The sequence below is a fragment of the Sodalis sp. RH14 genome, from assembly GCF_047324285.1.
GTDB lineage: Bacteria > Pseudomonadota > Gammaproteobacteria > Enterobacterales > Enterobacteriaceae > Acerihabitans.
This window is the reverse complement of the sequence record NZ_CP178739.1, coordinates 5,379,939-5,406,809: the sequence shown is the minus strand read 5'-3', so window position 1 is coordinate 5,406,809 and position 26,871 is coordinate 5,379,939. Positions and strand designations below refer to the sequence as shown.

Genomic DNA, 26,871 nt, shown 5'->3' with positions numbered 1-26,871 from the left:
TTGTCCGTGTCAGACCAACACTTTTGCTGCTTGGGCTGTATTTTCACAGGGACGGAACCCATGAACAAACATTGCTATCGTCTTATCTTTAGCCGCAGCCAGGGTGAATTACGGGTGGTGTCCGAGCTGGCGCGCGGTTGCAGCATCTGGCCCGGTCAAAGGCGCGGAACCGGCGCCTCGCGTCTTTGGGTGACGGTGCGCCGGGCCGAGTGGCTGCTGGGGCTGGCCCTGTTTGCCGGGCCGGCGCTGGCGCATGGCATTGTTGCTGATGGGCGCGTGGCGCATGAGTTGCGTCCGGAAGTGATATCCACGCGGAATGGCCTGCCGCAGGTGAATATCACAGCACCTAATCAGGCCGGGTTGTCACATAATCATTTTCAGCAGTTCGATGTTGGCCCTCAGGGCGCCATCCTTAACAATTCGGCGGAGATGATCACGACCCAGATGGCAGGGATTATTCAGGGCAATCCCAACCTTAATCCGAATGCCGCGCCGGCACGGGTCATTCTTAATGAAGTTAACAGTGACAATCCCAGCCAACTGCGGGGTTTTCTGGAAGTGGCGGGCGGCATGGCGCAGGTGATTGTGGCCAACCCGTCGGGGATTGTGTGTGACGGCTGCGGCACCATTAATGCCGGACGCATGACCCTTACCACCGGGAGGCCGCAGTTAAACGCCGACGGTAGTCTGGCAGGATACCAGGTCGAACGGGGCTTGGTACGAGTCGAGGGCGGCGGACTTAACAACGATGCGCGGCATGATACCCGGTATGTCGATATTCTGGCGCGCGCGGTGAAATTGAATGCCTCCGTCAGGGCCGAAAATGAAATCTTAGTGGTGGCGGGCCGCAACCATATCAGTGCGAACGGTCAGGCGGTGACGCCCCTGGCCTCTGACAGCACGGCACCCGAGCTGGCGATAGATATGGGACAACTGGGAGGCATGTATAGCGGTCAGATCCGCATGATAGGCACCGAAGCGGGTGTTGGCGTGCGCGGCCAGGGCGGACACCTGCGCGCGGGCGCGACCCTGGCTGTGAGCAGCGAAGGCCGCCTTAGCTGGCAATCAGGCGCGGTGGAGATGGTTACCCAGGCCGGAGGCGATATCACTCTTGCCGCCAGAGGCACTATCGAACATCACGGCAAACTCCACAGCGGAGGGCGGCTGGTGGTGCAAAGCCGCGAGGGGGTTATTCGCCAGTCGGGCACCCTGGCGGCGACGGGTGACGTCCGGCTGGACGCTGCCAGGGGCATTCAAGGCAGCGGGCATATGCTGGCGGGGAGCAATGAGAATAGTGCGCTGATACGTGGGGCGGACTTGACGTTGCATAGTCAGGACGACATTCGGGTCAGCGGAAGCCTGTTGAGCCAGAAAGATGTCAATATAACCGGGCGCCGAATAGATATCGGTCAAGGTCGCCTGGCGGCCGAACGCGCCGTCTTTGTGGCACAAGCTGGGGGAGTCGTCCTGCAGCAGGCAACGGTCGACAGCGGTCAGCTCACGATCAACACGACGGGCAATATTGATGCGCAGAAGGCCCAAGTGCGCGCCGGCCATTGGGATATTAATGCCGATAGTCTGTTTAGTCCGGGAGGCGTCTGGTCGCAGGTCGGCCCTGGCGGTAGCCGACTCATCCTAATCGGCTCACTGGATAATACCGATGGCGACATCGATGCCCGGCAACTCACCCTGGATGTGGCATCCGTTAATAACCGGCATGGCCGCCTGGCCGCGTTAGACGAGATAGCGCAGCATTGGCGGGTGCGAGGCCGGCTGAGCAACCACGAGGGCGTGGTAGGATGCCATGGCAATCTGACGCTTGAGCTAGGGGACCTGGATAACCAGGATGGCACGGTGAAAAGTCAGTCCGAGCTTAGCATCAGGGTGCAGGAAAATATCCATAGCCTGGGTGGTAAGCTGCTGGCCGGTCAGAAACTGACGCTGAATACTTTGGGAACAGTCGACAACCGGTCCGGAAGGGTGCAGGGCGGGCATCTGCAACTTAGGGCACAAGGTCTGAATAATGCGCATGGGCACTTGGTCAGCGGGGGACACCTGCATCTGAGTGCGCATCAGTCTGTGGACAATCAACACGGCCTTATCGATGCCGGTAACGCGCTTGATGTCAGTACCGATGGCGACTGGAGTAATCAGGGTGGCAAACTGGTGAGCAAAGGAGACTTGCACCTCAATGCGCATCAGTCGGTGGATAACCGAAACGGCCTTATCGAAGCGGCCGAGACGCTGGATATGCGCACCGGCGGCGGCTGGAACAACCGCGAAGGTACGGCGCTGGGCGCCGGCCAGGTCAACGTTGTGGCCAGGGATCTCGATAACGCCGCCGGCAAGGTGCGTTCGGGGGGCGGCATGATGCTCGGCACCGCCGGCAACCTCATCAATCAGGCCGGAACCCTGTCGGCAACGCAGGGGTTAAGCTGGCAGGGCGGCACGGACAGCCTGCTGGAGAACGATGCGGGCACATTGCTCAGCGGCGCGCCGATGTCGCTGCGGGGCGGGCATCTGCACAACCGGCAGAAGGGAACCATACAAAGCCAGCAGGCGGTGACGTTGGACCTGGGGGGGGGTTGGGATAATCAGGGCGGAGAATTGGTCAGCGAGGGGAGCCTGCACCTCAATGCGCATCAGGCGGTGGATAACCGAAACGGTCTTATCGAAGCGGCTGGGACTCTGGATATGCGCACCGGCGGCGGCTGGGACAACCGCGAAGGTACAGCGTTAGGCGCCGGCCAGGTCAACGTTGTGGCCAGGGATCTCAATAACGCCGCCGGCAAGGTGCGTTCGGGGGGCGGCATGATGCTCAGCACCGCCGGCAACCTCATCAATCAGGCCGGAACCCTGTCGGCAACGCAGGGGTTAAGCTGGCAGGGCGGTACGGACTGCCTGCTGGAAAATGATGCGGGCACAGTGTTCAGCGGCGCGCAGATGTCGCTGCGGGGCGGGCATCTGCACAACCGGCAGAAGGGAACCATACAAAGCCAGCAGGCGGTGACGTTGGATCTGGAGGGGGGTTGGGATAATCAGGGCGGAGAATTGGTCAGCGAGGGGAGCCTGCACCTCAATGCGCATCAGGCGGTGGATAACCGAAACGGGCTTATCGAAGCGGCTGGGACTCTGGATATGCGCACCGGCGGCGGCTGGGACAACCGCGAAGGTACAGCGTTAGGCGCCGGCCAGGTCAACGTTGTGGCCAGGGATCTCAATAACGCCGCCGGCAAGGTGCGTTCGGGGGGCGGCATGATGCTCAGCACCGCCGGCAACCTCATCAATCAGGCCGGAACCCTGTCGGCAACGCAGGGGTTAAGCTGGCAGGGCGGCACGGACAGCCTGCTGGAGAACGATGCGGGCACATTGCTCAGCGGCGCGCAGATGTCGCTGCGGGGCGGGCATCTGCACAACCGGCAGAAGGGAACCATACAAAGCCAGCAGGCGGTGACGTTGGATCTGGATGGCGTTTGGGATAATCAGGGCGGCAAACTGATTAGCATGGATCACGGCGCGATACGCGCCCTCAGCCTCCTTAACGCAATGGGTGATATCCAGGCGTTCGACGCACTGGATGTGCATCTCATTCGCACGCTTGATAATAGTAATGGCCTCGTCTCCAGCCAGGGCTCTCAGTCCCTGAGGGCGGAAAACATTCTCAACGCGGGGGGGGAAATGGGCAGCCAGGGCGGCTGGTCCGCAGTCACCCGGCGGTTTGACAATAGCGAGGGCAGCGTACTGAGCATGCAGGATGCGGCGCTTACCGTCACCGGCCTGGATAATCGGCAGGGCTCGCTGCAGTCGAAGGGTTCGCTGATGTTGCGAGCAGTGCAGGACATCCGCAACGAACTGGGAAAAATCAGCGCCCAGGCGCGCCTGGATGTGCAAGGTGTCACCGACGGGGCGGCAGGGGGTAAGCTGCGTAACGCCGGCGGCCAATTGACGTCTGGTGACGCTCTCAATGTGACGGCGCAGAGCGTGGATAATCAACAAAACGGCTTAATCTATAGTCAGAAGCAGATGAGGTTGGCTTTGACCGATGCCCTGGATAACCGTCAGGGTAAACTGGTAAGCGGTGAGGGAGTACAGATTAGCGCCCGGTCGCTGCTGAATACGCAGGGAACGCTGAAAAGCAGCGGTGACCAGCAAATTTCAGCGGACCGGGTAGACAACCTGCAGGGGGGGGTATTGTGCAGTTTGGATGCGCTGACGCTTGCCGCGCGGACGCTGTCCAATCTGGGCGGTATGCTTATCAGCCGGAGCGCAGGCGTATACCGTATTGATGTGCTTAATAATCAGGAGGGAAAAATCCACAGTGACGGTACGCTGACTTTGAACGGCGATCAAATCAACAACCCGGCGGGGGATTTGGCATCGACCGGGACGCTGACGCTTGTCAGCGCGCAGCTGGATAACAGCGGCCAGGGTAAAATTACCAGCCGGGATGCGCTGGACGTGGGGGTAAACCGGCTGAACAACCGCGATGGCGGACTGCTGTTGGGTACAATACACACTGATATAACGGCCCATGAGCTGGAAAACAGCGCGGGGTGGGTACAAAGTGTCGGTACGCTGACCTTGTCGCAAATGACGCGATTGGATAACCGACAGGGGCATCTTCTGGCCAACGGTACGTTGAGTATCAATGCCACCGATCCTAACGCGCTAGTGCTGTTCAATCAGGGCGGCAACATCAAGAGCGGAGATAGAACCGTTGTCAACACACAAACTCTGAATAACCAGGGTGGAACAATATTTAGCCAGCAGGCATTGACGGCAACCGTGCAACAGGACTACACCCACCAGGTCGGCGATACGATTAATAGTAATGGTGAGACAATATTATCTGTCGGCGGCGTGCTGATTAATCTTGCCGACTGGCTACTATCCGGTGACCTAACCGTCAACAGCGCCCATTTCACCAATTTGGGCTCCCTGGTCGGGAAAACGCTGAACTTGACAACCGGCGCGTTAATCAATCAAGGCCGCATTGAAGCCGACAGTGTGACACTTATCAGCGACACCACGAATAACCGCGCGACCCTAGTTGGCGGTGACGTGAATGTGCGCAGCAGGATTATCGACAACGACGGACGCGATGTGGTGATGGCCGCCACGGAGAGTCTCAACCTTACGGCCGGCGAGCGCCTGACCAACCGGGATGGTGGCCTGATCTACAGCGCCAACACACTGCAGCTTGTTAGTGATGACAACATTGAGAATCGTGCAAGCAGAATCGAGGCCGATGGAGATGTTTTGGTCGATGCCCAGCGACTGGATAATCTGCGCGAAGGACTGGATATCGAACACGATGCGGAAAAAAGCGACTATAAATGGCGCCGTGCCAACCTCTACTGGCGTTCTTACGGCTCAAAGGTTAATCCCGATAAAAGCACTATCGCGCCCACCACCCAGCGACTGACATTCAACGATGACGATGCGGCGGCAAACAGCCGTTACGGTACCCTGCTGGAAATAGATGCCGCCGGCAAAAAGGCGCAGCTTTATGTTAAGGATAATAAGGGGAAGATGCGCAGTGTGTGGGTGAATTACCTGGAGCTGACGCCAGGAAGCGACGGTGGCTACGACATGACGTTTTATGAGACGCGGGGTTTTCGGCAGAAAGGGGTTCCGACGCCTTACCATAATACGTTCTGGCGTGAACACGACCGCGGCCGGATTGATACGTGGGATCCTGACCGATACATCGACGTTGCCGAGGCTCCTTTTGTAACCGACTACAGCAATTTCCGTGAGCGGACGGTCACAGGTAGTTCGTCCACGGACAAGCTGGTATCAGCGGGCTCCGGCGCCCACATTCTGGCGGGCGGCAACATGGTGTTGCGCATTGCCGGTCAGTTATTCAATGACGCCAGTACGCTGAGCGCCAACCGCGACCTGTCGGTTGAGGGCGACGGCAAGCTGATCAACCAGGGGTATTCGGTAAATAGACGCGATCAGGAGTATATCGTCGATCATTATGACAAGGACACAATACATTGGTATCCAACGTTCAATCGCGACGAGACCACGGCGCTGGCCACAATTGACAGCATATTAACCGGCCACGGCAATGTCGCCATCAAAGGTACTCATATTGAGAATACCACGGTCAACCCGGCGCAAATCAGCACGGTGCAGGCAGCACAGAAAGCAGCAGAAGCCGAGCGCGCAGAATGGCAACACAATCCGCTGGCGTTCGCGGTTGATAAAGCCAAATGGAGCACGACCCATTTCCAGCTGACGCCCCGTAGCCGGCCGCTCACACAGTCAGAACTTGAGCTCATCCCGGCCGGAAGAAGGCTCGCGCCGGGAGAATGGGCTCTTACGTCGGCGCAACGAAATCTCCCGACGGCTAACCTGACGCTTACGCCGGGCAGTAGGCCGCTCACGCCGGCTGAAATTACCCTGACCCACCAGCAGCACCTTGGCAGAGTGGCGACGTCTATTCCCAATAATGGACTGTTCCGTCAGCAGCCCGACGCGGGAAGCGCCTATTTGGTGGTGACAGACCGCCGATTCACCGATCGAGGCAAATTCATCAGCAGTGATTACTTATTGCAGCGTATAGGATATGACCCCGCAAAAGTCCATAAGCGCCTGAGCGATGGCTACTATGAACAGCGTCTGGTGCGCGAGCAATTGCTGCAGTTGACCGGTCGTCCCTCCGTGCGCGGCGAAAATGCAATGGCACAATATCAGTCATTGATGAACAACGGGAGCCGCGTGGCTTCAGACTTTCAGCTGGTACCGGGAATAGCGCTGACGCCGGCGCAAATTGCCGCGTTGCAACAGGATATCGTCTGGCTGGTGAGCGAAACGGTCGACACTGCTGAAGGGCCACAAACGGTTTGGGTGCCGAAGGTATACCTGGCCGGGAACACATTACGTTTGACGGGGGAGGGCGCATTGATTGGCGGGGGCAATCTGTCTGTGTCGACCCGAAGCCTTGACAATGCCGGCAACCTGTTTGCCGATGAGGCGCTCAAAATAGACACCAGTCACTTCCTGCAAGAGGGTGGTGAAGTCCGTGCTGATGCCATCAGCATCCATGCCGACAGCCTTGCCCTGAGTACCCGTCTGCAGGATGCGCTGCGCCAGGCGACAATGACCGCGCGTGAACTCAGTCTCACCAGTGGGGATATCCTCCTGCGGGGGGCCAGACTGAAGGCGGCACAGAACCTCAGCCTGAACGCGCGCAATAATCTTGATATCACCACGGCCAAAAACAGCACGGAGGCGGATCTTAGGGTATTAACCGGAACGATAGGTAACCGGGCCGGTGATTCTTTAAGAGAGGACGGAAATCGTCTGGCACAGGTCAGCGGCGAGTGGCAACAGGCCCTGGGTAGTGAGCTAAGCGCGGGTGGCAATCTCAGCCTTAAGGCGGGTCAGAATCTCTCCCTGCTAGGCAGTCAGGCCCAAGCCGGAGGCAACACACATGTACGGGCCGGCGGGGACGTGAAGCTATTGGCGGATACTACCACCAACACTACCCACCTCAGCGCGGGCAGCCGTACATCGTCGGTGAGTAACCGCCGTGAGGAGGATAGGCTGCATCTCAGCACCCTGAGTGGAGATAAGGGCTTAACTGTTCAGGCGGGAACAACCCTTTTGGCCAAAGGGGCACAAATCGACAGTACCTCCGGCAGTATTGGCCTGAGCGCGCGGCAGGTCACGATCGGGGAAGCGCGTCAGCGTGTCTCGGATCGGGATAGCGAGCGCAAACGTGATGGCAAAACGCAAAGCCGGCGGGATATGGTAACGACGAGTGATAGCGCCGTGAGCAGCACTCTCACCGCCCGTGACGAGATGATGATCGTGGCTCGTGACGGTGATATATCGGTAACGGGCAGTACGCTGCACAGCGAACAAGGGGGGCTGGTTGTGCAGGCGAGCAAGGATATTCATCTTAATAGCGCCACTGAAAGCCAGTACCAATTCTCGGATGAACGCTCGGAGAAAAAGGGATACCTGTCGAAGAGCAGCAGCCACAGGGTTAAGGAAGATCACGTCACCCGCGAAACAGGCACTCTGCTGAGCGGTAATACGGTATTGCTCTCCGCTGGCAACGACCTGACTGTGACCGGGTCGGCGGTGGTGGGCGACAATGATGTCACCCTGCAGGCGGGAAACAATATCGCCATTACTGCCGCCACTGAAACGCAATACCACTATTTACTGGAAGAGCAGAAAAAAAGCGGGTTGATGGGCAGCGGAGGCATCGGTTTTACCGTGGGCAGTAAGTCATCTCGCCACCAGGTCAAGGAAGATGGGGCCACGCAAAGCCAAAGCGTCAGCACGCTGGGCAGCAGCAAGGGCAACCTGAATCTTATGGCCGGCAACCGAATGTATATCGGCGGAGCCGATCTGGTTGCCGGACAGGACCTGACGATAACCGGCGACAGCGTGCAAATTGATCCGGGGTATGACAAACGCACCCGTAAAGAGACGTTTGAGTCAAAACAAAGCGGCCTGAGTCTGGCGCTATCGGGAACGGTGGGCGGCGCGCTTAATACCGCCGTCAGCACGGCGCAGCAGGCAAACAAAGAGAGCGACGGCCGCCTGAGGGCCCTGCAGGGCACCAAGGCAGCGCTTTCGGGTACCCAGGCGGCACTGGCGTATGGGCAAGATAACGCCCTGACGGAGGCGGCGGATGCTAAAAACGCCGCCGCCGGGCTCAAGGCAGGCGACGAAGGTGCACAGCAAGGAGCCACCAACACGGTTGGCATTAGCCTGTCCTATGGTAGCCAGTCATCCCGGAGCGAAACGCGTACGGAAAGCGCACGGTCACACGGAAGTACGCTCAATGCAGGCAAAGACCTGACGATTACGGCCACCGGAAACGGTGCGGACGGCCGGGGAAATATCAGCGTTCAGGGTAGCCAACTGAAAGCGGGCGCGGATATTGCGCTTGCCGCCACACAGGATATCACCCTGCTGTCTGCACAGAATACCGAACGCATCGACAGTAAAAACAGCAGTAAGGGCGGCAGCGTTGGCGTCGGCATCGGCGTTGGCTCCGGCGGTTACGGCGTCAGCGTATCGGCGAGCGTCAATGCCGGCAAAGGGCATGAGAAAGGCCGCAGCCTGACCCATTCGGTAACCACCCTTGATGCGGGACAATCTCTCTCCCTCACCAGCGGTCGCGATACTACCCTGAAAGGGGCGCAGGTCAGCGGAGAGATGATCAGCGCTAATGTCGGCCGCAATCTAACCCTAACCTCCGAGCAGGACAGCGATCGCTATGATAGTCAGCAGCAGAACGCCAGCGCCGGCGGCAGCTTTACCTTTGGATCGATGACCGGTTCTGCCAGCGTGAACGTCAGCCGGAATACGCTGCACAGCAACTATGACTCGGTTACGGAACAGACCGGGCTGTTTGCGGGAAAAGGCGGCTTTGATATCAAGGTTAAAGATCACACCCAACTGGACGGAGCGGTTATCGCTGCCACGGCAACGCCGGACAAAAACACGCTGGACACCGGCACGCTGGGCTGGACGGACATTGATAACCAGGCCGACTATAAGTCTGAACATCAGAGCGCGGGCTTTAACAGCGGCGGACCGGTTGGCGGTAATGTGCTAAGTAACGTCAGCGCGCTGCCGCTGGCGGGCACGAACCATGAGAATCATGCTTCCGGCACGACGAAAGCGGCGGTATCGGCAGGCAGTCTGATCGTTCGGGATCAGGTGAATCAGCTACAGGATATCAGCCAGCTCAGCCGGGATCCAGACCATGCCAACGACGGCAGCATCAGCCCCACCTTTGATAAAGAAAAAGAGCAGAAACGGCTGCAAAAGACACAACTTATTAGTGATATTGGCACGCAGGCGCTTGATATCTATAATACCCATGCGAAGACGAAAGCCACCCGCGAGGCCACGGCTGTGATGTCCGATAATGCGGCCCTTTCCCAACTTAAGGCGCAGGCGAAAATGGAGCTCGATACGGTGAAGCGTGCCAACCCCGCAGTTGAGAATGGCCCGCAGGCAGTAAGGGATAAGGCCTGGCAGATGGCTTACGACAATGCCCTCTCAGCACAAAGCGCCGGAATGGGCGGCAGCGTCAGGATGGGGGTCAATGCCGTGGTGGGCGCGCTGCAGGGACTGGCCGGCGGGGATATCAAGGCGGCGCTGGCGCAGGGTGCGGCGCCCTACCTGGCGGACAAGGTCAAGACTATTACCACGCAGGGCAAGCCGCATAGCGAACTGAGCGATGAGGAGAAGCGGAATAACGTGGTGGCGCATGCCATCCTGGGCGGGGTGATAGCCGAGTTGAGCGGCGCCAATGCCGTAGCGGGAGCGACCGGTGCGGCAAGCGGCGAAATGGCCGCGCCGGCGATAGCACTGGCATTATACGGCACGGCGGACAGCGATAAATTGACATCGCAACAAAAGGAGAACCTGGGCGCGCTGTCGACGCTGGCGTCGGGGATCGCGGCGGGAGTCAGCAGCGGCAGCATATCAGGTGCGACTGCGGGGGCGCAGGCTGGCAAAAACGCGGTGGAGAATAACTTCCTGAATGGTGATGAAGCCCGTGCGTTTGAGAAAGAGTGGACGGAATGCAAGGCTACGGGCGGTGACTGTGGCGCAGTTCGGGACAAATACGCAGCGATAAATGCCCGACGCAACGAAGAACTCCAGCAAATATGTACCGACAGCCCCCTCACCTGTGCGAGCTATCAAAAACAGCTGGTTGATACCGGTATCGATGCGGCCACACGCCCCACATGGATGCCAGACTGGTTCGGTGCGCCAATACGAGATGATGAGATCCGTGGCGTGGTACAGACGGAAAATGCCAAGGCGTTGGAGTATATCCATAAAAACACCGATAACTGGGACCGACTGGGATCGTTTGTGGCGGAGCCGGAAAATGTCCTAGGACTTGCCGGAACAGCGAAGTCATTCGTGGCCTCATCCGCGACCACAACAGCGAAAGCCACGGGTGCCGCCATGAGTCTGGGGGCAAATGCCGGTGTACAGGTGTTAGAGGGGAAAACAGGCGAAAAATTTGATTACACCAGTTTCTTCACGTCAGGTGTGAGTGGAACCGCCGGGGTAGGGAAATCGCTTAACTCTAATGTCAGGTTGAATGTAGGGGGAGCCTATTTTAGCAGCCATGTAACGGGCGAAAACTCAGAGGCTGCAATGATGGGGGCTGCAGGAGGAGCGGCCTTAGGCTTTGGTGTAGGAACTACTATTACCAGCTCTTGGGAAGCCAAACTTATCAAAGAGCATTTTGGTATGACAGCAAGTAAAAATGCTTTGAAATATAGTGACTCTGCTTTTGGTCCTGGTTACTTATTCAAAGAGTCAAAACTTAGCTCCATACCGGGCATATCTGGCGGGTTTGTTGGGGCGGGCACTTCAGAAGTCAGTAACTCTTTCGTACAAGGAGATATAAGGAAGGAAAAAGAATGATCAATTCTTTTCTATATTTCCTTTTCGTAGTTGCTTGTTACTCATGTGCATGTGCATGTGCTTTCGTTAGTATAGTTTGGGTGATTGCTACGCAGCCTTTATCGGTTGAGCAGGTAATGAAGTATTGCAAAATGGGCTTAGTTATTGGCGCTTTCGGGGGGGGCGCAATGTGGTTAATAATTCAAATAAATCTTAGAAAATGATGTGGAGAATAACTTCCTGAGCACTCAAGCCGCGATGCTTTAGCGGAAAAAATCATGCAGGGTGACAAAACATTACAAACCGCCAACGAGTATTTGCAATTGGAAAATGCTGATAAGCGCAGTGATGCTTTAGGTGAAATGACTGGGGCCATTGTCCAGGAATCTACTGGAAATGCTATCCAAAAAAGTGACAGTAAACAATGAAGCGGCCACTTTTGATGTTATTAACAATGATGAGTTATTGTTCAGTGGGTATTGGTTTAGCGGTACCTACTGCTCTTTGGTTAGCTTTGAAAGATACTTCTGAAATAGATTTTATTCATTATGCTATTTTTGGCGCTTGCTATGGGTTAGTAAGCGGCATTGCGATATGGCTGCTCTATCGATTCAATTTACATAAATAAGCAGTCCAAAAAATTCCGGCCAGAACGCTCTGGCTGGGATGTTACCAGTCACTACTCTCCCGAAAAATGCCCGTTCCCTCGCCTGAACACCGGCACATCACCGGTGTTGTTAGTAAGCGTAAGCCCAGCGCCGTCTGTTTTTAACCGCAGCCGTTAGTTAACCTTGGTGCCCATCTGTATCAGACGGACATCTCTCATGGAAACTCTCCAGACCAAGACGGACTGGCGTTCAGCGCCTCGCCAGTTCTACTCTCCAGAACTGAAGTTAAAGCTGGTTCAGCTTGCGCTACAACCAGGCGCATCCGTTGACGAGAACGTGAATGACAATGTCCTGTTCAAATGGATACGCTTGTTCGAGTGTGAAGGACGGGTTACCCGCCGTCAGCCCAAAGCCGGCCACACCCCGTCAGCCACCACGCTTTTACCTATCCATATCACCGGGAATCCCGCGACGCCTGCGGCCCCGCAGAGATCTCAGCTGGAGCACCCCTGTTCCTGTGAAATCACATTTCCCCGGGGACGGATGATGTTGACGTCACCTTCGGCCGGGTTGCTGACCGTCCTGGTTCGTGAGCTCATGCAAGGCCCGCAATCATGATCGGCTTACCGGCGGGCACCCGTATCTGGCTGGTCGCCGGTCAGACTGACATGCGAAAGGGCTTCCAGGGCCTGGCCGGCCAGGTCGTATCCGCCCTCCAGCAAGACCCGCTGTCCGGCCATGTCTTCGTCTTCCGGGAAAAACGCGGCAACCTGACAAAGGTGTTTTGGTCGACCGGGGACGGCCTGTGCCTGCCGGCAAAACGCCTTGGGCGCGGCCGCTTGGTCTGGCCGCAATCCCGGGAGGGAAAAGTCTTCCTGACGCCAGCCCGGTTATCGATGCTGTTTAAAGAAATAAATTGGAAACAACCGGAACGCACTTCGTTTAACCTGGCGATATTGTAATAACCCGATAGCTTCCCTTAACATCCTGGCATGAAACGAAAAAATCATGCCTTGCCTACTGATGTGCCCGCGCTGCAAGCGCTGGTACTGCAACAACAAACGCTGGTCGCGCAACAACAGGCGACCATCGCATCCCTGCACAATGACCTTAACGCACGCAAAGCGGAAATCGACCGCCTGCTGGCGCAACTGGCGAAACTGCGGCGCCTGTACTTCGGCCGCAGCTCGGAAAAGGCCGGGCGGCAGAGCGTCCGGCTGGAGCAGCGCTTGGCAGCGCTGCTGACGGAAGAGACGTCCCAGTCTGCGCGTGTCGAGGACCCGGCGGTGCCGCCGGCCTCACGCCCCTCACCGGTACGTCGGCCTTGGCCGTCACACCTGCCGCGTGAAGAGCGCTGCCTGGAGCCGCACGAGCCGGCCTGTCCCGCCTGCGGCGGCGATCTTAAGCCGCTGGGCGAGGATGTCAGCGAACAGCTTGAGCTGATTAAAAGCGCGTTCAAGGTGATAAAAACCCGGCGTAAAAAGAAAGCCTGCGCCCGCTGCGATGTCATCGTCCAGGCGCCGGCGCCGTCGCACCCCATCGAACGTGGCATCGCCGGCCCGGGCCTGCTGGCGCGCGTGATGACGGCGAAATACGCCGAGCACTCGCCGCTATATCGACAATCGGAAATCTTTGCCCGTCAGGGCGTCACACTGAGCCGGGCCACCATGGCCGGCTGGGTAGGGTTGTGCAGTAATCTGCTGGCGCCGCTGGCCGACGCGGTATGCGACTATGTTATGGACACCGGCAAGGTGCACGTCGACGACACGCCGGTGGACGTGCTGCAACCCGGCAAAGGTAAACCGAAAACCGGCCGGCTGTGGGTCTATGTGCGTGACGACCGCAATGCCGGTTCGCGACTTCCACCCGCGGTGTGGTTCACCTACAGCCCGGACCGCAAGGGGATTCATCCGCCAACGCATCTGGCCGGGTTCAGCGGACTGTTGCAGGCGGATGCGTACGCGGGCTTCAATCCGCTGTATGAGGAAGGCCATATCTGTGAAGTCGGCTGTATGGCCCACGCCCGGCGTAAAATCCATGATATCCATGTTCGCCATCCGTCGCCGACCACCACCGAAGCCCTGCAGAGGATCGGTGAACTGTATGCTATCGAAGCCGACATCCGGGGGCGCCCGGCCGAAGAACGACAACAGGTGCGCGAAGCGCGAACCCAGCCGTTACTGATGGGCCTGGAGAGCTGGATCAGGGAAAAACTCACCACATTGCCGCGACAGGCCGATACGGCAAAGGCGTTCAACTATCTGATGAACCACTGGCCGGCGTTGTGTTACTACGCCGGCGATGGCTGGGCGGAGATCGATAACAATATCGCGGAAAACGCGCTGCGGATGGTCAGCCTGGGCCGGAAAAATGATCTCTTCATGGGGTCGGACAGCGGCGGCGACCGGGCGGCATTGATGTACACGCTGATCGGCAGTTGCAAACTGAACGGCGTCGAACCGGAAGCCTATCTGCGCCATGTGCTGGCTAATATAGTGGATCATCCCATCAATAAGATCAAAGAGCTCCTGCCATGGAATCTCAATATTCCTGCTGAATAACTGTCAATACGGCGCTGGGCGTGCGCTTACTCTGCCGTGGACTTCCGGCAGGCTAATGTTGCCGGCCGGGCTGTAGGGGCCCGGATATTTTAACGACCAGGCCGGTTCCGTTTGTGGGGTTCTTTCATCCGCGCCCGGAGAAAATCCCGCGCATAATCTGGTTGGATACTATGCGGGCATCGTCCTGCGTTAGGTATCAACCTCGTCCCGCCTTTCTGCTACAATCCCAGGCCGTCGTTTATCATTATCAATCCCAGGAAATCACCATGCGCCTGAACCCCAGCCAGCAGCACGCCGTCGAATTTGTTACCGGGCCTTGCCTGGTGCTGGCCGGCGCCGGATCGGGCAAGACGCGCGTCATTACCAATAAAATCGCCCACCTTATCCGCCAGTGCGGCTATCAGGCGCGGCATATCGCGGCGGTGACCTTTACCAACAAAGCCTCGCGGGAAATGAGGGAGCGCGTGGCGCAGACCCTGGGACGGCAGGAGGCGCGCGGTTTAACCATCGCCACCTTCCATACCCTGGGCCTGGAGATTATCAAGCGGGAATACAAAGCGCTGGGCATGAAGGCGAAGTTCTCGCTGTTTGACGAGCACGATCAATCGGCTTTGTTAAAAGATCTGACGGAACAGTGGCTGGAAGGGGATAAGGATCTGCTCAAGCAACTGGCGTCGGCGATCGGCAACTGGAAAAACGATCTGCTCGATCCTGTCCAGGCGCAGGCTGCGGCGCGTACCGAACGCGACAAACTGTTCGCCCATTGCTATGCGCTCTATGACGCCCATCTGCGCGCCTGCAACGTGCTGGATTTCGACGACCTGATCCTGCGGCCAACCCTGTTGCTGCAACGCGACGCCGAGGTGCGGGAACGCTGGCAGAACCGCCTGCGCTATTTGCTGGTGGATGAGTATCAGGATACCAATACCAGCCAGTATGAACTGGTGAAGATGCTGGTGGGCAGCCGCGCGCGTTTTACCGTGGTGGGGGATGACGACCAGTCCATTTACTCCTGGCGCGGCGCGCGCCCGCAAAACCTGGAACTGCTGCAACGCGATTTTCCAGCGCTTGCGGTGATCAAGCTGGAACAAAATTACCGCTCCACGGAGCGTATTCTGAAAGCCGCCAATATCCTGATCGCCAATAACCCGCACCTGTTTGAAAAAAAGCTTTTTTCCCAACTGGGCTACGGCGAGGCGCTGAAGGTGATCACCGCCAATAATGAGGATCACGAGGCGGAGCGGGTGGTGGGGGAGCTGATCGCCCACCATTTTATCCGTAAAACCCGTTATCGCGATTACGCTATTCTCTACCGGGGCAACCATCAGTCCCGGCTGTTTGAAAAAATGCTGATGCAAAACCGCATTCCCTATAAAATTTCCGGCGGCACCTCGTTTTTTTCCCGGCCGGAGATCAAGGACCTGCTGTGTTACCTGCGCGTTCTGACCAATCAGGATGACGACAGCGCCTTTTTGCGCGTGGTGAATACGCCGCGGCGGGAAATCGGTCCGGCCACCCTGCAAAAGCTGGGGGAATGGGCTTCGGCACGCAATAAAAGCCTGTTTGACGCCAGTTTTGATCTGGGTTTAAGCCAGACGCTGAGCGGGCGCGGCCTGGAATCCCTGCAACGTTTTACCCATTGGATGGCCGGCATTGCCCGGCTGGCGGAGCAGGAGCCGGTGCCGGCGGTGCGCGATTTGATCCAGGGTATGGAATATGAAAGCTGGCTGCATGAAACCTCGCCCAGCCCCAAGGCCGCTGAAATGCGCATGAAAAACGTTAACCAGCTGTTCAGCTGGATGACCGAGATGCTGGAGGGGTCGGATCTTAACGAGCCGATGACCCTCGATCAGGTGGTAACCCGTTTTACCCTGCGCGAAATGATGGAGCGGGGCGAGAACGATGAAGAACTGGACCAGGTACAGCTGATGACCCTGCATGCGTCCAAGGGGCTGGAGTTTCCCTACGTGTTCCTGGTGGGGATGGAAGAGGGCCTGTTGCCCCATCAAAGCAGCATTGATGAAAATAACATTGATGAAGAGCGGCGGCTGGCGTATGTGGGCATCACCCGGGCGCAAAAAGAGCTTACCTTCACGTTATGCCGCGAGCGCCGTCAGTACGGCGAGACTATCCGGCCGGAGCCGAGCCGTTTCCTGCTGGAGCTACCGCAGGACGATCTGGCCTGGGAAAGCGTGCGCAAAGTGGTCAGCCCGGAGGATCGCATGTCACGGGGACAAAGCCATCTGGCCAGCATCAAGGCGCAATTGGCGAAAGCCAAGGGACAGGAGCACTGACCGCCCGGCACCGCAGCGGATAGCGGGGCCGGCCGATTGGGTTGCGCACCGTGCCGGGGAACCGGCGCGTAACCCCGCGCAGTCCGGGGTTACGGCAGTTTGTGCTAAAGCGGCTCCATTTCCTCAAGCAGCATCGGCCAGTGGACATAACTTTGCCACTGGCTTTCCTGCTCGAGGTATTCGGCGCGCAGCGGATGCTGCGCCAGCCATGCGTGGGGTAACAGCACGTGCAGGGTATCGTCCAGGGCCCGCAGCTTCACCTCCGGCACCGTTTCGTCCCGACGGCGACTGGCGAAGATAATCGCCAGGCGCATCAACCGGCACAGCCGCTGCGCCATGCGCGGCGGCAGGCTGTTCTGCTGGCTGAGCTGCGCCACATCGATCTGATGGCTCTGGTTTTGCAACAGGGTGGCGATAAGCTTTTGCTGGGCCGGGGTAAAACCCGGTAAATCGGTATGGCGCACCAAATAGGCGGCGTGCTGCGGGGCGTTTTTAATATCGATGCTCAGTCCAATCTCATGAATCATGGTCGCACAGTGCAGGATGGCAAAACATCGTTCGTCCAGCTGCCACGCCTTGGCCACCTGCAGGGCGAAATCCGCCGCCAGGGAACTGACCCGCTGCGCCTGCTCGGTATCCAGCAGGTAGCGGCGCTGCATATTCTGCAGCGTGCGTTCGCGAATATCCTCGCACACCGGTAAATCCAGCATACCGTACATAATGCCTTCGCGCAGCGCGCCGCCGGCGAGCGTCATGGTCTTGATGCCCAGCTCATGGAACACCGCCAGCAGGATTGACAGGCCGCTGGGGAAAACCAGCGCCCGATCGAGGGTCAGGCCTTCGATTTCCAGCTCTTCGAGCTTACCGCACTGGATAGCCCGCTGTTTGAGCTGCAACAGCTTGCTCAGGGTTATCTGTTCGTCCATGCCCTGGGCGACCATGATTTCCTGCAACGCCTGCACCGTGCCCGAGGCGCCCACGCAGACCTGCCAGCCGCAGGCCAGGAGTTTCGACACCACCGGGCGGATCATGGCGCGCGCCGCCTGTTCCGCCTGATCAAAATTTTCCCTGGTCAGGCTGCGATCGCTGAACCAGCGATCGAGCCAGGTGACGCAGCCCATTTCCAGGCTGAACAGCTCAAGCGCCTGCGCGCCGCGTCCCACCACCAGTTCCGTGCTGCCGCCGCCGATATCCACCACCAGGCGCTCATCCGACCCGCCGGTGGTATGGGCCACGCCCTGATAAATCAGCCGGGCCTCCTCTTCGCCGCTAATCACCTGGACATCGCAACCCAGGATTTCCCGCGCGGTCACCAGGAACGTCTCGGCGTTGGTGGCGATGCGCAGGGTGGCGGTGGCGACCACGCGGATATGCGCCGCGGGAATGTCCTGCAGATGTTCGGCGAACAGCCGCAGGCATTGCCAGCCGCGCTGCATGGCCTCGGGAGTCAGCGCCTTGCCGGCATTGAGCCCGGAGGCCAGGCGCACCTTGCGCTTGATGCGCGCCAGCGTCTGGACGGTGCCGGCCACCTCGCGCACCACCAACATATGAAAACTATTGGAACCTAAGTCAATGGCGGCATAGAGCGAGGTGCAACTTAGCATGGTGTTCAGCCCGGACGTTTACGGTTATGACGTGGCGCCCCGCCCGCACCGCTGCGGCGGGATGCCGAGTGGCGGCGCGGACCCGTGCCCGGCCGTGCGCGGGTCAGGCGTTTCGGCGCCGGCAGGTCGGTCATCAGCGCGTCGCTGTTATACTTACTGACAGGGATCTGATGGCCAATATAGCTTTCAATCGCCGTCAGGTTCAACGCATATTCCTCACATGCCAGGCTGATGGAGCTGCCGCTTTCGCCGGCGCGTCCCGTGCGGCCGATGCGGTGCACGTAATCCTCGCAGTCATCGGGCAAATCATAGTTGAACACATGGGTGACCAAAGGGATGTGCAGGCCGCGCGCCGCCACGTCGGTGGCTACCAGGATGTCCAGCGTGCCCTGGGTAAAATCCTCCAGGATGCGCAGGCGCCTTTTTTGCGATACGTCGCCGGTCAATAACCCGACCCGATGGCCGTCGGCGGCCAGATGGCCCCAGATATCCTCGCACCGGTGCTTGGTGTTGGCGAAAATAATGCAGCGATCCGGCCACTCTTCTTCAATCAGCGTCTGTAACAGGCGCATCTTTTCTTCATTGGAAGGATAAAAAAGCTCTTCCTGGATACGATAGCCGGTTTTTTGCAGCGGCTCGATTTCCACATACTCAGCGTTGTTCATATGTTCAAACGCCAGCTCACGTACACGATATGAAAGGGTGGCGGAGAACAGCATATTCAAACGTTGTTCAACGGCGGGCATACGACGGAACAACCAGCGGATGTCCTTGATAAAGCCCAGATCGAACATACGATCGGCTTCGTCGAGCACCACCACCTGGATAGCGCCCATATCAATATAATTCTGCTTGGTATAATCGATCAGGCGGCCGGTGGTGCCAACCAGGATATCCACCCCGGATTCGAGCACTTTCAGCTGCTTGTCGTAACCATCGCCACCGTAGGCCAGACCCATTTTCAGGCCGGTGGCCTGGGCTAAGAGTTCAGCATCGGAGTGGATTTGCACCGCCAGTTCGCGGGTTGGCGCCATGATCAGCGCCCTTGGCTGATTGGTCTGGCGCTGCTCGCTGGCAGGCTGGGTGAGTAGATGATGAAACGTGGCGGCGAGGAATGCCAACGTTTTTCCGGTACCGGTTTGCGCTTGTCCCGCGACATCTTTCCCGTCAAGGGTGATGGGTAATGTCAGCGCCTGAATAGGCGTACAATTATTAAACCCTTGTTTTTCAAGAGATTCAACAATCAGCGGGTGCAGGGCGAAGTCGGAAAACTTCTTTTCGGTTAAGTGTGTTTTGCTCATAGTGTGGTAGAATAACAGTTAACTATTGCATTACGAAAGCGTATCCAGTGAAATAAAGTCAACCCGTCGTTGGTTAACCTTAAACCAGCCGGGTAATGATAATCCTGTGGAGTAGAACATGAGCGATAAAATTATTCACGTAAGTGACGACAGCTTCGAAAAGGACGTGTTGCAGGCAAAGGGACTGTTCCTGGTGGATTTCTGGGCGGAATGGTGCGGCCCCTGTAAGATGATCGCGCCCATCCTGGCGGAAGTCGCTGATGAATTCGAAGGTAAATTGACTATCGCCAAGCTGAACATCGACGAAAATCCGGCCACCGCGCCCAAATACGGCATCCGCGGCATTCCCACCCTGCTGTTGTTCAAAGACGGCGAAGTGGTGGCGACTAAAGTCGGCGCGCTGTCCCGCAGCCAGTTGAAAGAGTTCCTGAATAAAAACCTGTAATCGGCAAAAAACGGTTATCTCAACGGGCCCTGACGTTCACTATGTTTTCTCGTATTGACCGCTAGACGCCCGCCAAGAACCGTGCTAAGTTTATGTCCACTGCATTTAGATCTTACCTGTAGTTTGAATCTGAGCTTTACTCTTTGTCCGAGTCCTGTTGTTGAACAGTTGGTCGAACCGTTTGTTGAACCATAAACGGCTGATAAACGGCACAGGCGTTACAAGCAAGGTGTTCAAGCCACCTGGATTTGAATTGATCCGTTTTTAGGCGCTCTCAATCTTCAGTCTTCTTGTACTCATTTTGCATGAATTGCTGTTCATCAGCCCAAACGGGATGCGCTGGGATTAAATGCCGTTAGACAGGCACGATTTTACGCTGCCATACCATTCACAAAAACAGTTCGAGAAATACCCCGAGTTTAAGAACCCACCATTATGAACCTTACCGAATTAAAAAATACGCCGGTTTCTGAGCTAATTACTCTCGGCGAAAACATGGGGCTGGAAAACCTGGCCCGTATGCGCAAGCAGGACATCATCTTCGCCATTTTAAAGCAGCACGCGAAAAGTGGAGAGGATATCTTTGGCGACGGCGTGTTGGAAATATTGCAGGATGGATTCGGTTTCCTCCGCTCCGGCGACAGCTCATACCTGGCCGGCCCTGATGATATCTATGTTTCCCCCAGCCAGATCCGCCGCTTCAACCTTCGCACCGGCGATACCATTTCCGGCAAGATTCGTCCGCCGAAAGAGGGCGAGCGTTACTTTGCGCTGCTGAAGGTGAATGAAGTCAACTACGACAAACCGGAAAATGCCCGTAACAAAATCCTGTTTGAAAACTTAACCCCGCTGCATGCCAACTCCAGGTTGCGCATGGAACGAGGCAACGGGTCCACCGAAGATCTGACGGCGCGCGTGCTGGACTTGGCCGCGCCTATCGGTCGCGGCCAGCGCGGCCTGATCGTGGCGCCGCCGAAGGCCGGTAAGACCATGCTGTTGCAGAATATCGCGCAAAGCATCGCCTACAACCATCCGGATTGCGTCCTGATGGTCTTGCTGATCGATGAGCGGCCGGAAGAAGTGACCGAAATGCAGCGACTGGTCAAAGGCGAAGTGATTGCGTCAACGTTCGATGAGCCGGCGTCCCGCCACGTTCAGGTCGCCGAAATGGTGATTGAAAAAGCCAAGCGCCTGGTCGAACATAAAAAAGACGTCATCATCCTGCTCGACTCCATTACCCGTCTGGCCCGCGCTTACAACACCGTGGTCCCCGCCTCGGGTAAAGTGCTGACCGGTGGTGTGGACGCCAACGCCCTGCACCGGCCAAAACGCTTCTTCGGCGCGGCGCGTAATATGGAAGAGGGCGGCAGCCTGACTATCATCGCCACGGCGTTGATTGACACCGGCTCGAAGATGGATGAAGTGATTTACGAAGAATTTAAAGGTACCGGTAATATGGAACTGCACCTCTCGCGCAAAATCGCCGAGAAACGTGTCTTCCCGGCGATTGACTATAACCGCTCCGGTACCCGTAAGGAAGAGTTGCTGACTACTCAGGAAGAGCTGCAGAAAATGTGGATCCTGCGTAAGATCATCCACCCGATGGGCGAAACCGACGCCATGGAATTCCTGATGAATAAATTAGCGATGACCAAAACCAATGACGAGTTTTTCGATATGATGAAACGCTCGTAATTCACAAAAACTCGGGTAACGCCACGTCAAGACGTGGCGTTTTTTGTTTCTAATGCTAGGATAGTGAGTTCTTACTTGCCGCTGCCTGACGGATAGCGTTTAGCCAAGCGGCCTTTTGCTTCAGTTCACCCGACGGAGATTCGGGTGTGACGAAAAAAATGACAAATCAATATTTCAGTGTCACCTAACCCAGTGACGATTGAGGCAGAGAGTGGGGGGCGTCTACATCGGTGGCGCTTCTAACAGCCTGATGGATGCAGAGAGCTTTCTATTGTGAACCTACTCAATATGAGTACTGATTTTTTCGCTATTTTTTTATTTTCAATGGTTTTTTTGTTTTTCTCCCGCAAGGTTGCGCAAAAGATCGGCCTGGTTGATAAACCCAATTACCGCAAACGACACCATGGGCAAATCCCGTTGGTGGGCGGTATCTCCATTTATGCCGGCATCTGTTTCACGTTCATTTATACCGATCACTTCGTGCCGCATATTGGCCTGTATCTGCTATGCTCCGGCGTCCTGGTGCTGACCGGGGCGCTCGACGATCGTTTTGATATCAGCGTCAAGTCCCGCGCCACCATCCAGGCGCTGGTCGCCGTCACCATGATGTACTTCGGCGGCTTATATATTAATAGCCTGGGATATGTGTTCGGCCCTTGGGAAATGGTGCTCGGACCTTATTTTGGTTATCCGGTCACGCTGTTCGCCGTGTGGGCGGCAATCAACGCGTTTAACATGGTGGACGGCATCGACGGGCTGCTCGGCGGGTTATCCTGCGTCTCGCTCGGCGCCATGGGCATCCTGATGTTCAAGGACAACAATCCCAGCCTCGGCTTGTGGTGTTTTGCCCTGATTGCCGCCATTTTGCCGTATATCCTGCTGAATCTCGGCCTGTTCGGCCGCCACTATAAAGTGTTTATGGGCGACGCCGGCAGCACCATGATCGGCTTCAGCATTATCTGGATTATCCTGCAAAGCACCCAGGGCACCGGGCATCCCATGAACCCGGTCACCGGCCTGTGGATTATCGCCATCCCCCTGATGGATATGATTGCCATCATGTACCGCCGCATGCGTAAAGGCATGAGCCCCTTTTCTCCCGATCGGCAGCATATCCACCACCTTATCATGCGCGCCGGCTTCAGTTCACGGCAAGCCTTTGTTATTATTACCGTTACCGCCGCCATCCTGGCCGCGTTCGGTGTGGCGGGCGAACAGTGGTTCATCTGGCCCGATTGGCTGATGTTTATGTTGTTCATCCTGGTTTTTTTACTCTACGGCTATTTGCTGAAATGCGCCTGGCGGGTGGCGCGCTTCGTTAAACGCACCAAGCGGCGGTTCGGCGCCAAACAGAGACCCACTAACCGTAATGCGGGACAAAAATGAGATCAGAAACCCAACCAACGGCCCGCGATGCGGCGATGGATAACGAGCTGGATATCCGGGGGCTTTTTTGCGCCCTGTGGCGCGGCAAGCGCTGGATTATCGGCACCGCCCTGGTGTTTGCGGTTCTTGCCCTGGTCTATTCTTATCTGGTAAAGCAGGAATGGACCGCGGCGGCGGTCACCGATAAACCGACGGTGAACATGCTCGGCAGCTATTTTTCCCAGCAGCAGTTCCTGCGTAACCTGGATGTGAAAAATACCGCCTTGCCCACCTCGGATATGCCGGGCATCGGCGACGAGGCGTACCAGGAATTTATCCGCCAGCTGTCCTCCTATGACACCCGCCGCGATTTCTGGCTGGCAGCCGATTACTATAGCTCGCGCAAACAGGGCGACGCCCATGCCGATGCGGTCTTGCTGGATGAAATGATCGGCAATATCCAGTTTTCGCCGAGGGATGATGCCAAAAAATTGCCGGATCAGGTGACCCTCACCGCCGAAACGGCGGCGGACGCCAATCTGCTGCTGCGTCGTTATGTGGCGTTTGCCAGCCAGCGCGCCGCCGGTCATCTGAATGAAGATATCATCGGCGCCTGGACGGCGCGCACCATCTCACTCAAGGCGCAGGTCAAGCGCCAGGAGGCGGTGGCCAATGCCATTTATGATCGCGACCTGAGCGCGCTGCGCCATGCCCTGGATATTGCCAAGCGGCAGGGCATCAGTCATAGTCAGATCACGGTCCCCGAGGAGCAATTGCCGCAGTCGGGGTTGTTCCTGTTGGGAGAACAAGTGCTGCAGGCGCGGCTGGAAGCCCTGCAGGCGGCCGGTCCCGGTTTTGATGTGGAATACGATCAGAATCGGGCCATGCTGGCCACGCTTAATGTCGGCCCGACGCTGCAGAATACATTCCAGACTTACCGTTATTTAAGGACGCCCGAGGAACCGGTTAAACGCGATAAACCGCGCCGGATTTTCCTGCTCATTCTCTGGGGCGCTATGGGCGGCCTGGTCGGGGCCGGCGTTGCGCTGGGCCGCCGCCGCTAAGGGCAAAGCCCCGGGACTGCCATTAATCCGAATGGGTGCGCCGCCACTACGCGGCAGAATAGAGAAGCCACGCGTAAGGCTTATTTGAGACGGAAAGGAATTTGCTGTGAAAGTGTTGACAGTCTTCGGCACAAGGCCGGAAGCCATAAAAATGGCGCCGCTTATCCTGGCCCTGGCCAAGGACCCGGCCTTTGAATCCAGGATTTGCGTCACGGCCCAACACCGGGAAATGCTCGATCAGGTGTTACGTTTGTTTGAAATCGTACCTGATTATGATTTAGATATCATGCGTCCGGATCAGGGCCTGACGGAAATCACCAGTCGTATCCTCACCGGCATGAAACCGGTGCTGGCGTCATTTCGTCCGGATGTGGTACTGGTACACGGCGACACCACCACGACACTGGCCGCCAGCCTGGCGGCATTTTACCAGCAAATCCCGGTCGGCCACGTGGAGGCCGGATTGCGCACCGGCAATCTTTATTCGCCCTGGCCGGAGGAAGCCAACCGTAAATTAACCGGCCATCTGGCGATGTATCACTTTTCGCCCACCGAGAACGCGCGGCAAAACCTGCTGCGCGAAGGGCTGGCGGGGGAACGGATATTCGTTACCGGCAATACGGTTATCGATGCGCTGTTTTGGGTTCGCGATAGCATTTTAAATGACGCCGGGTTGCGCGCCGGGCTTGAGACGCGCTACGATTTTCTCGACCCGCAGAAAAAGATGATCCTGGTCACCGGCCACCGGCGCGAAAGCTTCGGCGACGGCTTCGAGCGCATTTGCAGCGCGCTGGCGCATATTGCCCGCCATCATCCCGAGGTGCAGGTGGTCTACCCGGTCCATCTCAATCCCAATGTCGGCGAGCCGGTTAACCGCATTTTAAGCGGTATCCCCAATATTAAACTTATCGATCCGCAGGACTACCTGCCGTTTGTTTACCTGATGGACCGGGCCTATATGATCCTGACGGATTCCGGCGGCATCCAGGAGGAGGCGCCGTCCCTCGGTAAACCGGTGCTGGTGATGCGCGACGCCACCGAGCGCCCGGAAGCGGTGGCGGCGGGCACCGTGAGATTGGTGGGTACCGATCCCAAAACCATCCAGGCGGCGGTCTCCCGTTTATTGACCGACGCCGATGAATATCTGGCCATGAGCCGGGCGCATAATCCCTATGGGGATGGGCAGGCCTGCCAGCGAATTATCGACGCGTTAAAGAATAATCAGGTGACAGTATGAGTTTTGACCAGATCTCCGTTATCGGCCTGGGCTATATTGGCCTGCCCACCGCCGCCGCCTTTGCTTCGCGCGGCAAAAAAGTGGTGGGTGTGGACGTGAACCAGCGTGCGGTGGAGACCATTAACCGCGGCGAAATTCACATTGTCGAGCCGGACCTGGCCGACGTGGTGCAACGCGCCGTCGAAGAGGGACATCTTACGGCGGTAACCCGGCCGGTGGCGGCCGACGCGTTTCTGATTGCGGTGCCGACACCGTTTATGGACGGGCATGAACCCGACCTTAACTATGTGCGCGCGGCGGCGCTTTCGCTGGCTCCGGTCCTTAAAGCCGGGGATCTGGTTATCCTGGAGTCCACCTCGCCGGTGGGCACCACCGAGCAGATGGCGCGATGGCTGGCCGAGGCGCGCCCCGACCTGCGTTTTCCGCAGACGGCGGGCGAGGAGGCGGATATCAATATCGCCTACTGCCCCGAGCGCGTGCTGCCCGGCAAAATCATGGCCGAGCTGATAAAAAACGATCGGGTGATCGGCGGCATGACCGCGCGCTGTTCGGCGCGCGCCAGCGAGCTCTACCGGATTTTTCTGCAAGGTGAGTGTGTGGTCACTAACTCCCGTACCGCCGAGATGTGCAAGCTGACCGAAAACAGCTTTCGGGATGTCAATATCGCCTTCGCCAATGAGCTGTCGCTGATTTGCGCCGATCAGGATATTAATGTCTGGGAACTGATCCGCCTGGCCAACCGCCATCCGCGGGTCAATATCCTGCAGCCGGGTCCCGGCGTCGGCGGGCATTGCATCGCGGTCGACCCCTGGTTTATCGTCGCGCAGAATCCAGGCCAGGCCCGCCTTATCCATACCGCCCGCCTGGTCAACGACGGCAAGCCGCTCTGGGTGGTGGACCGGGTCAAGGCGGCGGTGGCTGATTGCCTGGCGCACAGCGGCAAACGCGCCCATGAGCTGACCATCGCCTGCTTCGGCCTGGCGTTTAAGCCGGATATCGACGATCTGCGCGAAAGCCCCGCGGTCGCCATTACCCGGCTGATAGCCCAATGGCATGTGGGCAAGACCCTGGCGGTGGAGCCGAACGTGACGCAACTGCCCGCGTCGCTCGCGGGTCTCGCCACCCTGGCGGGGCTGGACAGCGCGCTGCATAGCGCGGATATACTGGTAATGCTGGTGGATCACCGTCAATTCAGGGCGCGCCCCCCGGCCGATATTACGCAACGCTGGATTATCGATACCAAAGGTGTCTGGCGCTAAGCTGCAACCCCGGCTTCGGCCGCTAGCCA

14 protein-coding genes are annotated in these 26,871 nt (G+C 57.7%); 12 read left to right on the top strand and 2 right to left on the bottom strand.

From position 1 onward, the window contains the following. Nucleotides 1–60 precede the first annotated feature (60 nt). The 6 genes from ACL2XQ_RS24645 to rep all read left to right on the top strand — a co-directional run bounded on the left by ACL2XQ_RS24645 (nucleotide 61) and on the right by rep (nucleotide 16,872). On the top strand, nucleotides 61–11,430 hold the full coding sequence (locus ACL2XQ_RS24645; protein WP_413739800.1) for a hemagglutinin repeat-containing protein: 11,370 nt from the start codon (nucleotides 61–63) through the stop codon (nucleotides 11,428–11,430). Nucleotides 11,431–11,687: 257 nt separating this feature from the next. Then, complete coding sequence (locus tag ACL2XQ_RS24640) at nucleotides 11,688–11,837, top strand: hypothetical protein (RefSeq protein WP_413721630.1); 150 nt, start codon at nucleotides 11,688–11,690, stop codon at nucleotides 11,835–11,837. Nucleotides 11,838–12,233: 396 nt separating this feature from the next. Beyond that, nucleotides 12,234–12,635 (top strand): transposase, encoded by a 402-nt coding sequence (locus ACL2XQ_RS24635; RefSeq protein ID WP_413739799.1) that lies wholly within the window; start codon nucleotides 12,234–12,236, stop codon nucleotides 12,633–12,635. Next, complete coding sequence (gene tnpB, locus ACL2XQ_RS24630) at nucleotides 12,632–12,979, top strand: IS66 family insertion sequence element accessory protein TnpB (RefSeq protein ID WP_413721628.1); 348 nt, start codon at nucleotides 12,632–12,634, stop codon at nucleotides 12,977–12,979. The genes ACL2XQ_RS24635 and tnpB overlap by 4 nt, the downstream gene beginning before the upstream one ends. A 30-nt stretch (nucleotides 12,980–13,009) precedes the next feature. Further along, complete coding sequence (gene tnpC / locus ACL2XQ_RS24625; RefSeq protein ID WP_413739798.1) at nucleotides 13,010–14,578, top strand: IS66 family transposase; 1,569 nt, start codon at nucleotides 13,010–13,012, stop codon at nucleotides 14,576–14,578. Between the two features lie 266 nt (nucleotides 14,579–14,844). Beyond that, a complete protein-coding gene (rep, locus tag ACL2XQ_RS24620) occupies nucleotides 14,845–16,872 on the top strand; it encodes a DNA helicase Rep (RefSeq protein ID WP_413739797.1) in 2,028 nt (675 codons plus the stop codon). Nucleotides 16,873–16,976: 104 nt separating this feature from the next. On the opposite strand, the gene gppA is transcribed toward rep, so the two are convergent. Further along, nucleotides 16,977–18,476 carry a guanosine-5'-triphosphate,3'-diphosphate diphosphatase gene (gene gppA / locus ACL2XQ_RS24615; protein ID WP_410013131.1) on the bottom strand — a complete coding sequence of 500 codons (1,500 nt, stop codon included), beginning with the start codon at nucleotides 18,474–18,476 and terminating at the stop codon, nucleotides 16,977–16,979. A 5-nt stretch (nucleotides 18,477–18,481) separates the two neighbouring features. Then, nucleotides 18,482–19,777 (bottom strand): ATP-dependent RNA helicase RhlB, encoded by a 1,296-nt coding sequence (gene rhlB, locus ACL2XQ_RS24610; protein WP_410013132.1) that lies wholly within the window; start codon nucleotides 19,775–19,777, stop codon nucleotides 18,482–18,484. A 118-nt stretch (nucleotides 19,778–19,895) separates the two neighbouring features. On the opposite strand from rhlB, the gene trxA reads away from it, so the two are divergent. From trxA to wecC, 6 genes are all read left to right on the top strand, one after another. Continuing rightward, on the top strand, nucleotides 19,896–20,222 hold the full coding sequence (gene trxA / locus ACL2XQ_RS24605) for a thioredoxin TrxA (RefSeq protein ID WP_162367082.1): 327 nt from the start codon (nucleotides 19,896–19,898) through the stop codon (nucleotides 20,220–20,222). Between the two features lie 435 nt (nucleotides 20,223–20,657). Beyond that, a complete protein-coding gene (rho, locus tag ACL2XQ_RS24600; protein WP_162367083.1) occupies nucleotides 20,658–21,917 on the top strand; it encodes a transcription termination factor Rho in 1,260 nt (419 codons plus the stop codon). A gap of 273 nt (nucleotides 21,918–22,190) precedes the next feature. Next, nucleotides 22,191–23,303, top strand: coding sequence for a UDP-N-acetylglucosamine--undecaprenyl-phosphate N-acetylglucosaminephosphotransferase (wecA, locus tag ACL2XQ_RS24595; RefSeq protein WP_413721625.1), 1,113 nt, complete (start codon nucleotides 22,191–22,193; stop codon nucleotides 23,301–23,303). Beyond that, nucleotides 23,300–24,346, top strand: coding sequence for an ECA polysaccharide chain length modulation protein (gene wzzE, locus ACL2XQ_RS24590; protein WP_413739796.1), 1,047 nt, complete (start codon nucleotides 23,300–23,302; stop codon nucleotides 24,344–24,346). Before wecA ends, wzzE begins: the two co-directional genes overlap by 4 nt. A 106-nt stretch (nucleotides 24,347–24,452) precedes the next feature. Then, entirely contained in the window at nucleotides 24,453–25,583 is a 1,131-nt protein-coding gene (gene wecB, locus ACL2XQ_RS24585; protein WP_410013135.1) for a non-hydrolyzing UDP-N-acetylglucosamine 2-epimerase, read from the top strand. Beyond that, entirely contained in the window at nucleotides 25,580–26,842 is a 1,263-nt protein-coding gene (gene wecC / locus ACL2XQ_RS24580) for a UDP-N-acetyl-D-mannosamine dehydrogenase (protein ID WP_413739795.1), read from the top strand. Before wecB ends, wecC begins: the two co-directional genes overlap by 4 nt. Nucleotides 26,843–26,871 lie beyond the last annotated feature (29 nt).

Coding starts and splice junctions, on each gene's coding strand:
- rep (WP_413739797.1), top strand. CDS start 14,845: ATGCGCCTGAACCCCAGCCAGCAGCACGCCGTCGAATTTGTTACCGGG.
- wecC (WP_413739795.1), top strand. CDS start 25,580: ATGAGTTTTGACCAGATCTCCGTTATCGGCCTGGGCTATATTGGCCTG.
- tnpB (WP_413721628.1), top strand. CDS start 12,632: ATGATCGGCTTACCGGCGGGCACCCGTATCTGGCTGGTCGCCGGTCAG.
- wzzE (WP_413739796.1), top strand. CDS start 23,300: ATGAGATCAGAAACCCAACCAACGGCCCGCGATGCGGCGATGGATAAC.
- rhlB (WP_410013132.1), bottom strand. CDS start 19,777: ATGAGCAAAACACACTTAACCGAAAAGAAGTTTTCCGACTTCGCCCTG.
- trxA (WP_162367082.1), top strand. CDS start 19,896: ATGAGCGATAAAATTATTCACGTAAGTGACGACAGCTTCGAAAAGGAC.
- ACL2XQ_RS24640 (WP_413721630.1), top strand. CDS start 11,688: ATGCAGGGTGACAAAACATTACAAACCGCCAACGAGTATTTGCAATTG.
- ACL2XQ_RS24645 (WP_413739800.1), top strand. CDS start 61: ATGAACAAACATTGCTATCGTCTTATCTTTAGCCGCAGCCAGGGTGAA.
- ACL2XQ_RS24635 (WP_413739799.1), top strand. CDS start 12,234: ATGGAAACTCTCCAGACCAAGACGGACTGGCGTTCAGCGCCTCGCCAG.
- tnpC (WP_413739798.1), top strand. CDS start 13,010: ATGAAACGAAAAAATCATGCCTTGCCTACTGATGTGCCCGCGCTGCAA.
- gppA (WP_410013131.1), bottom strand. CDS start 18,476: ATGCTAAGTTGCACCTCGCTCTATGCCGCCATTGACTTAGGTTCCAAT.
- rho (WP_162367083.1), top strand. CDS start 20,658: ATGAACCTTACCGAATTAAAAAATACGCCGGTTTCTGAGCTAATTACT.